This window comes from Mycoplasma sp. OR1901, assembly GCF_013348745.1.
GTDB lineage: Bacteria > Bacillota_I > Bacilli_A > Mycoplasmatales > Metamycoplasmataceae > Mycoplasmopsis.
This window is the reverse complement of record NZ_CP054666.1, coordinates 416,299-431,444: the sequence shown is the minus strand read 5'-3', so window position 1 is coordinate 431,444 and position 15,146 is coordinate 416,299. Positions and strand designations below refer to the sequence as shown.

10 protein-coding genes are annotated in these 15,146 nt (G+C 26.4%); 5 read left to right on the top strand and 5 right to left on the bottom strand.

Annotated features, from left to right (window positions below):
- Position 1: 1 nt before the first annotated feature.
- The 5 genes from HTZ87_RS01505 to HTZ87_RS01485 all read right to left on the bottom strand — a co-directional run bounded on the left by HTZ87_RS01505 (position 2) and on the right by HTZ87_RS01485 (position 9,767).
- Positions 2-502 (bottom strand): DUF2714 domain-containing protein, encoded by a 501-nt coding sequence (locus tag HTZ87_RS01505; RefSeq protein ID WP_174892802.1) that lies wholly within the window; start codon positions 500-502, stop codon positions 2-4.
- A complete protein-coding gene (locus HTZ87_RS01500) occupies positions 489-2,069 on the bottom strand; it encodes an MSC_0624 family F1-like ATPase-associated membrane protein (RefSeq protein WP_371813981.1) in 1,581 nt (526 codons plus the stop codon). Before HTZ87_RS01500 ends, HTZ87_RS01505 begins: the two co-directional genes overlap by 14 nt.
- On the bottom strand, positions 2,062-5,073 hold the full coding sequence (gene mip / locus HTZ87_RS01495) for an Ig-specific serine endopeptidase MIP (RefSeq protein WP_174892800.1): 3,012 nt from the start codon (positions 5,071-5,073) through the stop codon (positions 2,062-2,064). The genes HTZ87_RS01500 and mip overlap by 8 nt, the downstream gene beginning before the upstream one ends.
- 9 nt (positions 5,074-5,082) lie before the next feature.
- Positions 5,083-7,458 (bottom strand): putative immunoglobulin-blocking virulence protein, encoded by a 2,376-nt coding sequence (locus HTZ87_RS01490; RefSeq protein ID WP_174892799.1) that lies wholly within the window; start codon positions 7,456-7,458, stop codon positions 5,083-5,085.
- 248 nt (positions 7,459-7,706) lie between these two features.
- Positions 7,707-9,767, bottom strand: coding sequence for a transglutaminase domain-containing protein (locus HTZ87_RS01485; RefSeq protein ID WP_174892798.1), 2,061 nt, complete (start codon positions 9,765-9,767; stop codon positions 7,707-7,709).
- 264 nt (positions 9,768-10,031) lie between these two features.
- On the opposite strand from HTZ87_RS01485, the gene secG reads away from it, so the two are divergent.
- From secG to HTZ87_RS01460, 5 genes are read left to right on the top strand one after another with little or no spacing between them, the layout of a single operon-like run.
- A complete protein-coding gene (gene secG / locus HTZ87_RS01480; protein WP_174892797.1) occupies positions 10,032-10,265 on the top strand; it encodes a preprotein translocase subunit SecG in 234 nt (77 codons plus the stop codon).
- A gap of 6 nt (positions 10,266-10,271) precedes the next feature.
- Positions 10,272-12,488, top strand: coding sequence for a ribonuclease R (gene rnr / locus HTZ87_RS01475; RefSeq protein ID WP_174892796.1), 2,217 nt, complete (start codon positions 10,272-10,274; stop codon positions 12,486-12,488).
- The gene (locus tag HTZ87_RS01470) at positions 12,460-13,251 is read left to right on the top strand and encodes a tRNA1(Val) (adenine(37)-N6)-methyltransferase (protein ID WP_174892795.1); all 792 of its coding nucleotides are present in this window, start codon (positions 12,460-12,462) and stop codon (positions 13,249-13,251) included. The genes rnr and HTZ87_RS01470 overlap by 29 nt, the downstream gene beginning before the upstream one ends.
- A 1-nt stretch (position 13,252) precedes the next feature.
- Positions 13,253-14,797, top strand: coding sequence for a methionine--tRNA ligase (metG, locus tag HTZ87_RS01465; protein ID WP_174892794.1), 1,545 nt, complete (start codon positions 13,253-13,255; stop codon positions 14,795-14,797).
- A 9-nt stretch (positions 14,798-14,806) separates the two neighbouring features.
- Positions 14,807-15,091 (top strand): antibiotic biosynthesis monooxygenase, encoded by a 285-nt coding sequence (locus HTZ87_RS01460; protein WP_174892793.1) that lies wholly within the window; start codon positions 14,807-14,809, stop codon positions 15,089-15,091.
- Positions 15,092-15,146 lie beyond the last annotated feature (55 nt).

The window sequence follows — 15,146 nt, the reverse complement described above, 5'->3', positions numbered from 1 at the left end:
TTTAAATCTCTACTACAATTTTTTTATCAAAGAAAACTTTAAGTTGCTGTGAGTTGGCATCTAAAAAGAAAGCTGTGTTTGGTAAAATTTCTAAAACAAATCCATTTTTTAAAAGTGAATCAATTTCTGAATTTAATAAATCATATAACCTTTGAACAACAGGATTACTACTTTTTGTTAAATTTAGTGAATAATCATTTGATGATTCTTTATTAACAATATTAGGCACTAAAACGTTAGAACTAAATTTAAGATTAAGATTAAAATTAATAACAAAATCTTTAAAAATAATATCGTGTTTATTTTTTATAGCTAAATCTAAATTATTACTAAATTCTTTATATTCTTTCGAGTTAAAACCTAAATTATTTTTTAAAAGCACAGTTGCCATAATTTTTTTGTTTGATAAGTATTTAGGACTATTAACTTTTTCTTTGTAATTAGAATATAGATCAAAAAGTTGTTTTTCTTCTTGTGTTTGTTTTTTCTTATTTTTTCACATATTTAGAAACCCTTTCTTTTTTCTTATCTTTTTCAATTTTTGTTAATGTATACATTGAATAAATCACAATATACATTAGAAAAGCGAAAACAATAACAAAGTTAAATATTGACATTAATTTGAATAATGGTAAAAATGTTGGAACAGAGATTAAAACAAAATTCTCATTTGAAAGTAAAATTTGATTTAATCCGAATATAAACATTAAGATTGTTTGAACAAATATTGAAACAAAGATTAATGTTGATGTCATTTTTGATAGTGTTTTATTTTTTAGTAAATAATGAATATAAATTGCTATAGATAGTGTTGATATAACAATTATATTGTAGATATTTCAATCTGTTTTATCACTAAGTAATGCAGATGAAATTACAAGTAAAGTTCATAATAATGTTTGTGTAATAGATAAGATAATTGTATTTGTTATGTAACTCTTAAATTTATTTTTTCTAGAACTTAAAATAACAAAGTAAATAATAGTTATCACTAAAGCAATACCAATTATTGATAGGTAAGCAAGATCATAAACATTTTTATCTCCGATAACATTGAAAACTTGATTAATATCTGTTGTTATAGCAACATACACTAAATAAATTAACATTGATAAGAATAATGTTATAGATAAAATAAATTTATCTTTATTGTTACGTGATAATAAATTCTTTTCTGATAATTTAGATAAACTTCTAATGTTTGAACCTAAAATTAGAAAACCAAACACAACAAATAATATAATAATAATAAATAAGTTTAATGGTTTTTTTGTTGTGAATAATGTTTCGATTTGTGTTCATGTTGCGTTGTCTTGGAACATAAACACTGGTTTAGTTATTGTTTTAACTTCTACTTCGCCGCTTTCAAGTGTAACCTCTTGTGTGCCAGCTTCAATTAGAGTTGGATTAGCTCATAATTGAGCAATTATAATTACTGCAAGTACAAGTAAGAATTGTGAAACAATTTGAATTACAAAGCTTGTTACTGATGAATATAATAAAGGCTCTGATTTTCTTTTATAAATATAATTGTAAACCTCAAAAGCTACATTAATTAATAATAACGGAATTAGTATTAGTGTAAGTGATAAAATTTGATTTCACTCATATGGAACTATTTGTGTAACTACTTCACCACTTTCTAATTCAATGTAGTTGTTTCAATATGTGTAAGTAAACATTAAAACAACAGAAGCTATTGATAATAATAAATAAGCAACATAAAAGAATACATAATGCTTCATTTTTTCTTTTTGTGTACTAATATTTTTGTAGTTTTTAAATATCGAAAATAAAAACACAAACATTAACGTACTAAAACGTACTAATATAACTGCATTTTGTTCTCTATATTGATCGTCAAACTTAAATAAGTTTCTTCAATCATCTATATAAACTTCTGGAAACAATGATTTTTTTATCATAAAAAACATTGCCAAAATACTTACCAGAAAAAATAAAATTAAAATAAATTTATAAGTTAAAATCAATCTACTTCTTGAATTTGAAGTTAAATGTGATTTATAATCAGAATAAATTCGTTTATTTTCAAATGTAGTATTATTCATTTTTTCCTTTCTCTTGTTTAGTTTGGTCCGCAAACTTTATATAACCATCAGTTTCTTTAAATTCGAATTCTTTAGGAATTTTATTGAAACCTTCAGGGAATAAATAAGTTTTTGCATTTGGGTTATTTTCATTTAATTTCAACATAGCTTGGCGATATGAATTTTTTTGTTCTTTTCCACCACCATAAATTAAGTCATATTGTGGTAATTTATAATTACCAAACATACCATTATAATCAAAACCTTCAGATCTAAATGCAGCAGCTAAACCGGTATTTGAACCTGGGTTTGTAGCATGGTAAATAGCAACAATTTCATTATTTTGTGTTCTTAAACTTGAACCACTAGCTCCGAATCCTGGAGTAAATCAACGTGGTAAATATTCTAAACCATAATTAATGTATTTTTTATCATCTTGAGTTGATACATACATATTTTTAATAGGATCAGGATTTTCACCAACAAGTGGTGCAGCTAAGAAAGCATCTGTTAAACCTGGTTTATAAGCAAATGATCTAAATCCAATGTTATATGATAAGAAATTACCTCTATTAATTAAATCGATATCACCTTGTGGTCCATCTTCAGTAACTTGAATATCATAAAATTTATGATCAGCATTAGTTCAAAGCGAGTGACTTCATTCACCACGTTCTTTTTGATCATCATCTATATAAGGTTTAAAGAAATAATCATAAAAACCTTTACTAATTGATTTAGGGAATCCTAAAGCAAAAATTTGATCTAGTTTGCTTCAATCGTATTGACCTTTTGTAGCAAGTGGAAATTCAATTTTTTTATAGTTTTTAAGATATGATTCTGATTTAAATTTAGCTTTATCTTTATCTTCTCATTTTGCATAATTGTTAGTTACTCATGCCGCAAAATTTTCTTTTGATTTCTCTTTTTCAAATTCTAAAGATTTAGAACCTTGTGCAAACATTTTATTGAAATCAACTTTTGAAAAATCAATTTCAATAACTGCAAAATCTAAGAATTCTTCAGCATCATTGAAAGCACTTTTTTGTGATTCTGTAATGAAATCTTTTGGACTAGTGTTTAAATAATCCCTACCATCAAAAACAACATTAATCACCTCAGGATTTAACATAAAGCTAGTAAATGTTTCGTTTTCAACTTCCATTTCGATAATTTTGAAATTATTGAAAATACCATTGTTATCACCATTTAATCTAATTAAACCTAAACCACTGAATAAATTTCTTTTTTTAGAAATACTATCAGCAACATGTAAGTTAGTTCCAAAATAAAATTTTGTAGGATATTTTCCATCCGCAGGAATTTCATAATCCATAATTCACATTGTTCCTGATGGAGTTGTCCCATCATTTCCTAATCTTTCTACATTGTAAAATTGATTTAAATTGGCAATTTCTTTTTTAAGATTATCTTTTGTATCTTGTCTAACATCTAATTTATCGACTATTTCGTTATAAAATTCACGTTCACCATTTAAGTATTTAACATAAGTATCGCTTGCAAATTGTGGTGTATTTTCACTTGCTATAATATCTCAAATTGCTGCTTCATGTTGTTTTAAGTAATATGGATTTGATTTAGCATCTTTAATAAGTTGTAAATATTTTTCTCTATTTGTTTGATCTTTAATATTTTCTGCAAACTTTTCTAAATGATCTTTAAATTGTAAATCTCTTTGGATTACCAATTTCTCACTTTCTAATTCAGTAACTTTTTGGTTACTAAATGAAACTGAATAAGATTGTTTAGCAATATTTAAATAGTTTTTATTAGTAATTCTTCTTGAAAGACCACCAATTTGATATGTACTACGTCCACCTAAAGCATCAGCTCATGTAGGACCCATAGGTATTAATCTTTCAGTATTAATACTGAACCCTTCAAAACTACCATCTGCTTTATATTTAGGTAATGAAAAACCTTTTAAAGCCGTTGATTCATATGAACTTAAGCCAACTTCTTTAGCTTTTTCATTATATTTTTTAACTTGTTCTTCTGTTGTTGTGTTAGCATCCTTACGAAGATTTTTTCAATCACTAACCCTTAGTTGTTCTTTTAATACTGTAACATATTTAGAGTCATCAAGATTGAATCTTTCTTTTTGATCTAAAGCTACATATTGTTCATCAGGAGTACTCAATCTTTCAGTATTGCTTGTTAAAATAGTTCCGTCATCATCTAAACCTTGAGGATTAGATTTAAACCCAGAAATCTTAAATGTTTTAGTATTCACTTGTGAATCGTCAAACTTATTGAAAAAGGTTATACTTACAAGAAGTTCACCACTTTGGTTAGCTTTGGCCGCAGTAGTTTCATATCTTGCATTTGTAATGGACGTATCTAAAAATCATGAATATTTAGGTTTTACTTTTGCTTTTCATAAAGATAAGTTCTTAATAAAAGCAGTAGGTAGAACTTCATTTTTAGTTCTAGGTTGTGGACCTAAAAAATTAGGAGTAGGATTATATAATTCAAATACAGAAACTTCTGCAAAAGAATCTTCACTCACTAATTTATTAAATTCTGTTTTTGATCTTTCTTTATCAGAATCTTGAAAATCGCCCTGTTTTGAAACTTCTTCCTCAATTTCTTTAATAATATTCACTAAACTTGCTTTTTCGTTTGCTAAAGTAATTTTAGATTCATAGTTTTTTATATCTCTTAAATTAGATAATTGGTTAATTGCGTATGTTTTTAATTCCTCAATACTTTTAGCACCAATTGATGACTCTTTGATTTTATTTAAATCGGCTGATATTTTATTTAACTCATTAAAACTTTTTGCATTTTCAATTTTTGTTTCAAAATCACTTTTTTGATCAGAACCAATATTTAAGATATCATCACTTAAAAGTTTTTTTAATTCACTTTTTTTATCGGTTAAATTTTGTTTTTTTGTTTTATTATTTTCAACTTTTGAATTATTTGAACACGATATAGCGACAGACAACAATGATAAACTTGCAAAACCTAAAAATATTTTATTTTTCTTAATAAAATTCATTGTTTCCTCCTATGAAAATACAAATGGGTTATCTACATCGACTTCTTCGACTGTATAACCATATCTTTTAAGTGATTCTATTGTACTTGTATTACCTTTGGCAACTCTTATTGTTCTGTCTAAGTTTTTAGCTAAATCAAAGAATTTAGTAATGTTTTGAATACCTTTAGAAGTAATTTCACCATTATCAGTAATTAATAAGTATTTTGTTGCATTTCCATTAGTGAATGTAATTTTTGGTTCTTGTACACCAGGGATTTTTGGTATGAAGTTCTCAAATCCTGCTTTTTCTAAATCAATTAACTTAAGCTTGTAATTTTCTTCATTATTAGCAAAATTTACTCTTTGAACTTGTCTGCTTCCGTTTTGTGGTTTTATGATATCTTTAAACACTAAACCTCTTAAAGTTCTAATACTTGGCGCTCTACCAAAATCAAGTCCCATTGGGTATCCGTTTCCTTTTTCATTGTGGTCAGGGTTTAAACCAGGGCCCATACTTTGGAAAATAGCTTCATTATTTCTTACTCAGTAAGCACGTCTAAGACCTTGGTTAATTCTCTCGAATTTTTTATCTTCATGATCATCACCGAATTCTTTTTTAATATCGCTTTCTTCAAAAGCAAGAGTATCAAATGTAATTCTAGATATAACTGTAACACCTTTTGCAAATCCACCAGCATTATTGTAATCAATTGTATTAACTCAAGCTGTTTCTTTTAAAGCTCAAGGGTTAATGCTTCAACTATCAAGTGATGCATTACCATCTGTATAAAGTGATAACTCTTTAATTCTTTTATCTTCTAAAGCGATTAATGATGAAGTGTTTGTAGCACCGGCATCAAAATATAATTCAAGTTGTCTTAAATCAGTTGGTAAGGCAGATAATATTTCTTTAAAGTTTTGGCCAGCATCCGCTTTACCCATGTGTTTAATTCTGTAAGATGTAACATTAACTTTTTTATCAGTAAGTTGTTTAACAAGTGTTTTTGTACGTTCGTAAGCACCGCTCTTAGAAGCGTCTATTTCAACAACATAACCTTGGTTAATATAACCTTCTTCTTTTTTTGGTTCACCATCTCTTTGCATTGAAAAAATATTTAAACCATCGATATTTCCAATTTTAAATTCTTTAAAATTAGGATCATAGTCAGGATTAATTTGTACTTTACTTCAACCTGGGTATGTACCGTTTTGAATTTCTTCAGGGCTTCTTCCTCAAGCTGTATCATAGTCGAAGGCACGTTTTTGGCTGTTATTACGTTCTCTTTCCATGATGACACCATTAAATTGTTTTGGTCCACTTCAACCACTTGAAGTTCATTCACCATTAGCATTTAAGTAAGCACTACGTGGGTCTAAAACCATACCTTTTTTCAAGAATCTATCTCCTTCAGGTGCCATTTTTGTAAACTTAGAAAAATCTAAATTCTTGATAATTCATATCTTACGGTGTAATTCATTTACGAATTTTTTCTCCGCAAGCATTTGAGGGTATTTAATTTTAGCGTCTTCAGTTAGAAACTCTTGGAAATTACCATGTTCAATTAAAAGTTGGAAAGTTCAGTATTCATTTCTTCAGTTTCAGTTGTTATTTTCATTTCTGTTTAAAGCTCAATCTAAATCAGTAGCTGTTTTTTCACCTGATTCAACCAAACTAGCAATTTCATTTGCATATCCAAGAATACCAGTAGCTGCTTTACCTTCTCTTAAAGCTCTCGCGTGAGCGGCAGCATTATTAATTACTTTATTTCTTAACTCTTCAGTAACTTCAATACTGATTAATTCTCCGGATAAAACAGCAACATACTCTTCTCTGTTAGCAATTTTGTTAACTCTATCGTAACTAGAAATTTGACGTTGTTTAACACCTTTTAATTTTGCCTTAACTCTAACACCTTCCACTTCAATATAAGTGTCTGCTGTTCCAGGTTTTGGTTCCGGAACTATTTCAGGCTCAGGTTCTGGAACTGGGTCTGGTTTAGGAGCAGGTGGTTCGATTGGTTTTTCAATTGGTTTTGGTTGTTCGATTGGTTTTGGCTTCGGTTTTTCAATCACCTTAGGTTTTTCAATCGGTCTTTCAATTGGTTTTATTATAATTTTTTCTTTTTTAACTTCTTCTTTTGGTTTTTCTATAACTAAAGGTTCTTTTTTCTCAATTTCTTTTAAATTAAGATCTATGTTTGAATTAATTATTTTTTTATTATTTAATTCAAGTTCCTCTTTATTTATTAAATTCGGGCTTTTTTGTTTATTAATGTAGTTAAACTGTTCGCCACTAGAATTTTTTGTAAAGTTATAGATTAAAGTCGCTACCGCACCACTAGACATGGCTGTGGCAGCAACTAGTAAAAGAGAAATTAATTTTTTTCTTTTAACAAAGTACATAAATACCTCCTTAATTTTTAATTTATAAGCATTCTTTTATAAACTTTGTTTTGCAGTCTATTTAAATAGACTTATATATATATATGCTCTCCTTATTATGAAGTGATTATAACACTTTAAAATAAAAAAGAAGTATTTTACATATTAAATTCAATTACTTTTTTGCCTAAAATATAGGGATAAAAGTTTAAAAGTAATTTTTACTAAATAAAAATATGATGGATTTTTATTCTAATTTGTAATAATCGCTATTTAATAGCATAATCTATCTTTTCAATCATTGAATTTAAGTCTGTTTTTATTTGACTGATTTCATCCTTATTTTTGATTTTTCGTTCTAATTCATTCAATTTATTTAAGATTTCATCGTATTCAGAATTCGAACCTTTAACAAAAAACAATCCAAATTTTAGATAATATAATTTTAGTTTTAATTGTAAATCGTAATAAGTATCATTATTTTTAGAATCATTTATTATATCTAACTCTGAAATTTTATTAGAACTCATTCGGGTTTGAAGTATTAATTTGTTATCTTTGAATAGATATTCAAAATCATCAATTTTATTAGTTAAATCTTCAACTTTTTTAATTAAATTATTATCAATATTATAATCATATATTTCTTGGTTATTTCCGCTATTTTTTATAATATAAATATGATTTTTATAGCTTGCTTGTAGGTTTAAAAGTTCATTGTTATCAAAACCATCTATAGTTAATTTATTAATTTTTTTAGTTCCTTTTGAATCGAATCAACTTAATGATCCTTTCGAAACTAAAAACACTTTACCATCGTAAAAATGATAGTTAGATTCATTTTTTGTATCTATAAATTTATTAAATAACGAATAACTTTCTTGTTGTGTTATGTTGTTATTAACTTCATCTAAAAGCTTTGGATCAACACCGTTAATTTTTTCGTCTCAAACTAAATGTCTATCAAATTTGAACATTTCAGTTAATTTAGAAATTAATTTTGCACTACCTTGAAAAACAGCAGGATAATCAACATCAACATTACCAGGGTCTAAATGAGTTGGATCAGTTATAAATCATTTATTTTGTTCGTTTTTAAATGTAAATCAAATGTGTTGTTCACCAGTAATTATTCTGAATTCTAAGCCTGCCATAGAATATAAAATAGCAGCTTGTTCTACATATTCCTTGCAAACTCCTCAATGTTTTAAATATGCATCATCAAGACCAGTTGATCGATTCATATAATTTAACTTATCATCTACATAACTAGTTAAAGCAAACACTTTTTCATAAACGGACATTTTTTCGTTTACCAAGTTTAGTCCGCCTTTTACATATTCTACCATCGCTTTTTTAGCATCAGTACTTAATTTGTTGCTTGAACCAGAGAAAACAAATACGTTTCCATCTTTTTCTTTAAAGTTAACTGTAGCAGCAGAACCTACTGATAAATAAGGAAATTTATAATATTCGTTATAAATTAAATCAGTATAAATTTTGTACATTTCATCAATACTTATTGAATTATTTTTTGTATCATAAACAACTCTGAAAAAATCATCTTTTTGTAACTTTTCAAACTCTTTAATAATTTCTTTTTTAATTTCTTCTGAATTTGGTTTTGAGTTAAAAACTACTGTAGGTTTGTTGTTTCTCTCATCAATTTGATTAATTTGATCATCTAAAATATCAAATTCATCTTTTAGTTTTATAAATGTTTCAGAATTTAAATTTTCTTTAGTGATACTATTTAATTCATTAACATATGAAATTAAATCATCAAGTTTTGTAGTCTGATTTTCATTTTCAAAATTCATTTGACCGTTTGGTCCCATGTTTTTTACAAAAGCAAAATAATGAGGAACATTAAATTTAACTGATTCAAAATATTTAATTCTATTTTTTATTTCTTGAAACTTTTCTTGTGCCACTAATAATTCATTATTATTTTTTAGCTCAATTTCTACATTACTTTTGTTGATAATGTTTTGTTTAGTGTCAACTTCTTCGTTGTTATTTGAACCAACTTCACTACCTTCTTCATTTGAAACTTCACTTTCGTTATTTTCATTTGGGTTTTCTAAATTATTCTCTTCAGAAGCTTCTTGATTATTTTTGGTATTTCCATCAGTAACTTTTTCAGTATTATCCGGAACTTCATTTAAAGTGTTGTTTTTTGAATCTTTATTTTCACTTTCTTTTTGATCAACTACACTTTTAGAAATGTTTGTGTTTTCTGTTTTAGTATTAGAGCAAGAAATTGCTCCAATTAAGGGTGAGACACAGAATACACTTAATAAGATATGTTTTTTAATATTTTTGTTCATAAAATCTCCTTTATTAAAAAGTAACCTTATATTACAACTATTATAAAACTTTAAAATTTTAAAAAAGTTTTTTTTATTTAGCCTTTTAACACTATATTATAGGCATAAACGGCTAAAAATACGATTTTGAAAAATCATGAAAAAATGACTAATTCCAATAAATTAATTATTTTTGCGAAAAAGATTTCAAAGTCATTAACATTTAACTAACTTTAAATAATAATTGTGTTATACTTTAAATAAAGTATATATTAAGGAGTAAAAATGACAATTTTAACAGTAATATTAATATTATCTAGTTTTATAATTATTCTCATTTCCTTCGCTATGTCACCTGACTCAAATGGGTTCTCAGGTGCACTAGTTGGTTCAGGCGATTTAGAATTGTTTAAAAACTCAAAAGAAAGGGGAATTAAGAAGGTTTTAAAATATTCAATGATGTTTTTTGGATTTATTTTATTTGCTTTAGCAATAATACTTAAAGCCGTCTTAAGTTAAAAATAAATGGATATAGAAAAAGTTGTATCATATATACAAAGTGAAAAATCTAGGAGTTTTCTAAGCATTGCTAAGCATTTTAGAATTCTACCTAAAGATAATCATAAATTAACAAAAATACTATCTCAATTACAAAAAGAATATAGAATTTTCAAAAATAATAATGATGAATATTATGCACCAATTTTAGTAGATGTAATCGAAGGTGTATTAAACGTAAATAATAAAGGCCAGTTTGGATTTGTTGATTATAACATTGACGAAGAAAATAACACTAAAGATAGTGTTTATATTAGAAATTTTAATTTTAATAGCGCATTGCATAACGACAAGGTTAAAGTTAAAGTTTTTAAAAATCCAAAAGGGGATAAAGCAGACTTAACCAGTGGAGTTGTCGTAGAAATACTAGAACGTGGTAATGATGAAATTGTTGGTTTTATAAAACTAAAAAATAATACTAATTATTTTGTTCCTGTTGAAGCTAAAATGAAAAGTTTAACTTGAACCATTGTTCCTAACTTAGTTCCAATTAAACTTAACGACTTAGTTGTTGCTAAAATTTTAAGATATGATTCTAAAAACGTACTAATCGAAATTAGTAAAGTTATAACAAACGAAGCCGATCCAATGGTTTATGTAAAATCATATTTAGAACAAATTAAAGCACCTAACAATTTCCCTGAAATTTTAGATACTGAAATTTCAAATATACCTGAAACTATCGAAAATGAGGATCTTTCAAGAAGAATTGATCTAACAGATAAAATGATCGTTACAATCGATGGTGACGAAACTAAAGACTTTGATGATGCTATCTATGTTAAAAAACTAGATAACGGAAATTATTTTTTAGGAGTTTATATTGCCGATGTTTCTCACTACGTAAAAGAAGGAACCGAAATCGATAACGAGGCACTTAAACGTGGTACAAGTATTTATTTAGTTGATAGAGTTATTCCAATGTTACCATTCGGATTATCAAACGGAATTTGTTCACTTAATCCAAATGAAAAAAGATTTGTTATTGCTTGTGAAATGGAAATTGATCAATTCGGTAATAATGTAAATGTTGAAATATTCCAAGGAATTATTGAAAGTAAATTTAGACTTACCTATAAACAAGTAGATAAATACTATAATGAAAACGATTTAGGCTTTACTCAAGAACAAAAAAATAGTGTTGATGAACTTAAAGTAATGTTAAATGAAGCAAAAGAGTTAAGTTTAATTTTACATAAATTCAAAACAAATCAAGGTTATGTTGACTTCGAAATAGTTGAACCTAAAATTAAACTTGATAGCGAAGGAAGAGTTAGTCATATTTTAATTAATGAACGTGGTTTTTCAGAAGTTTTAATTGAAGACTTTATGGTTAGAGCAAATGAAACTGTTGCAAAATACTTATACGACAAAAAACTTCCTGTTTTATATCGTATACACGAATTACCTGATCAAGAAAAAATAACAAACTTAAAAAATACCCTTGAAGCGATAGGTATCAAATCACAAGATTTAAACTTTAACAAATTAACACCAAAGAATTTTTCAAAAATCGTTGAAAAAATTAAAGAATATAGAAACGATGATTTTATTAAATTAATGTTCCTAAGAACAATGCAAAAAGCTATTTATTCACCAGAAAATATTGGTCACTTTGGATTAGCTTCAGAACACTATTGTCACTTCACAAGTCCAATACGTAGATATCCAGATTTAGTAATTCATCGAGTTATCAGAAACTTTTTATTCGATAAAAAACAAGATCAAGTTGAAGAATATAGATCTAAAGTTATTACTTTTGGTGATTTAAATACTAAAGCAGAACAAAAAGCAGTTCAAATCGAAAGAAACGTAAATGACCTAAAATTTGCTGAATTCTTGAAAAACCAAGTTGGTAAAAAATATAAAGTTCAAATTTTAAGTGTTTTAAACTTTGGATTCTTTGTAGAATTTGACTTTAAAGCAAGTGGTTTAGTTCACAAAACATCTTTAATTGATGATATTTATGAAGCGAATGACACCTTAACAAAATTAACCGGTACAAAAACTAAAAAAACATTTACTATAGGTGATTTTGTTGATGTTGTAATTTTAGGTGTTGATTTAGTAGAAGGAAAAGTAGATTGTTGTTTAGCTTCTTTATACCCAGAGTTTATTGCTAAAAAAGAAAAAGACGAACAATTTAGAAAAAACCATGAAACTAGACGCTTTAAAAAATCGTAATATTGTAAAAAATAATCTTGGTTTTGATTCAGATTTATATGTGTACCAGGATAAAGATATGTTCAACTATTCGGTTGATACTATTTTGTTAGGTAATTACGTAACATTAAATCCTAAAATAACAAGAGCACTTGAAATTGGTGCCAATAATGGTGCTTTGTCAATTTTTGTTGCTTCAAGAAGCAAAAAACTTAAAATTGATGCCGTAGAAATTCAAAAAGATGCCTATGATTTAGCACAATTCAATGTTAATTTTAATAAGTTAGATGATCAAATAAACTTAATAAATGAAGACTTCAATATTTTTTGAAAAGAACATAACAAAAATGTTAATCCTAAATACCAAGTAATTTTTTGCAATCCTCCGTTTTATTCCTTTGATAAAACAAAAATCAAAAAAGATTGAAATGAAGCTAAATTAATTGCGACTCATGAAGTAAAATTAAATTTAGATCAATTATTCTTAGGATGTTCAAAAATAATTGAGCAAAAAGGCTATTTAGCTGTTGTTTTACCGATTGAACGTTCGATCGATGCATTCACTTTAATGAGAAAACATAATTTTGAACCTAAAAGAGTTCAATATGTTTTCACACGTTCAACTGAAAAACCTAAATTCGCCCTGATAGAAGCTAGATATCAATCAGGTTGAGGTACTCACTTTTTACCTAATTTATACTTACATGCCGATGATGATAAATTAAATCATGATTATTTACCAGAAATAAAAGAAATTTACAAACCAATCAAAATTAAGGAGTAATATGAAAAAAACATTTTATATAACTACACCTATTTATTATGCAAGTGGTAATTTACATATTGGTCATTTATATACAACTGCATTAACTTGAGTTATTGCTAATTATAAGAAATTAAATGGTTACGATGTAAAAATGTTAACTGGTTCAGACGAACACGGTTTAAAAATACAACAAAAAGCAGAAGAAAAAGGTGTGCACCCACAAGAGTTTGTTGATGATTTAGCAGTTAAATTTCAACAAATGTGAAAAGACTTTGGTATAGAATACGATTACTATTCAAGAACTACTTCTGAAAATCATAAAAAAACTATACAAGATATTTTTAGTTATTTCTTAAAACAAGAATTCATTTACAAAGATCAATATCAAGGTTTATACTCAATACCAGATGAAGAATTTCTTACAGAAACTCAAGCGGTTAAAAGAGACGGAAAATTTTACCACCCAACTTCAGATCATGAACTAACTTTAGTTTCTGAAGAAAGTTACTTTTTCAAGATGAACTTATTTCAGGATTGACTTGTTGAATATATAAATAAAAACAATGAATTTTTAGCTCCTAAAAAAATAGAAAATGAAATGATTAGCAATTTTATTTCTAAAGGTCTTGAAGATTTATCAATAACAAGAACTAAAATTGATTGAGGAATCAAAGTTAATGAGGACCCAACTCACACTGTATATGTATGATTAGATGCACTTGCTAATTACATAACTGCATTAGGTTTTGATATTAACGGAAATCATAAAAATGATTTTAAAGAATATTGAGAAAATGAAAATGCAGAAGTTGTACATTTAATCGGTAAAGAAATTGCTAGATTCCATATGATTTATTGACCAATATTTTTAAAAGCACTAAACTTAAAATTACCAACAAAAATACAATCACATGGATGAATAATTACCCCAACTGGTAAAATGTCAAAATCAAAAAATAATGTAGTTGACCCATACAAATTACTAGAAAAATATGATGCAGAGATAATTAAATACTTTTTTGTTAGTCAAAGCCCACTTGGTGATGATATTGTATTTGATGAAGAAAGATTTGTAAACATAATTAATGCAGAATTAATTAATACATACGGTAATTTAATAGCACGTACATTAAAAATGAAAAGCAACTCATTTGCTAGCCCAATAAAATACAAAAAAACTTCATTCCAAGAAGATTTAGACGTCGAACAAGAAATTATCAAATCAGTCGATGAATATAAAAATAATTTTGATGAATTTAAAATAAACAAAGCATTTCAAGTTGCGAATGAACTTGGAAACCAATTAAACAAATATATTGATTTAACTAAACCTTGAACAATAACAGATTTAGATAGATTAGAACAAATTTTAGTTAGATTATTAAACGGTATATATGCACTTTCAACTTATTATTCAGTTGTTTTACCTAATAAAGTTTCTGAAGTAGCTAAAGCATTAGATTTTAATGATTTTAAATTAGAAGAAATTTTAGATTTTAATAAATTTGATAATAAAAAACTAGCAGAATCATTTATTTTATATAAACGTTTAAAATTTAATTAAGGAGAGAAAATGATATACGCACAAGCAACAATTTATACAATAGATCCTGAAAAATTAAAAGGTTTTATAGACTATTTATATGTGTTTACACAAAAAACAAGAATGAAAGAAAAAAACCTTTCATATGAGTATGGATTAATGTCAGAAGAAAAAATCCTTGTTATCCAAAGATGATCAACAAAACAAGATTATGAAGATTTTATTAAATTAGAAGAATTTGCAAAAGAATTAAAAATCCTTAAAAAAATGTCTAAAAATGTAAAAAATCTATATCAAATTGAATTAACAAAATAAACTTTTTTGACTATAAGATAACTCTATTTATTAATGGCGTTATCTTATTTTATAC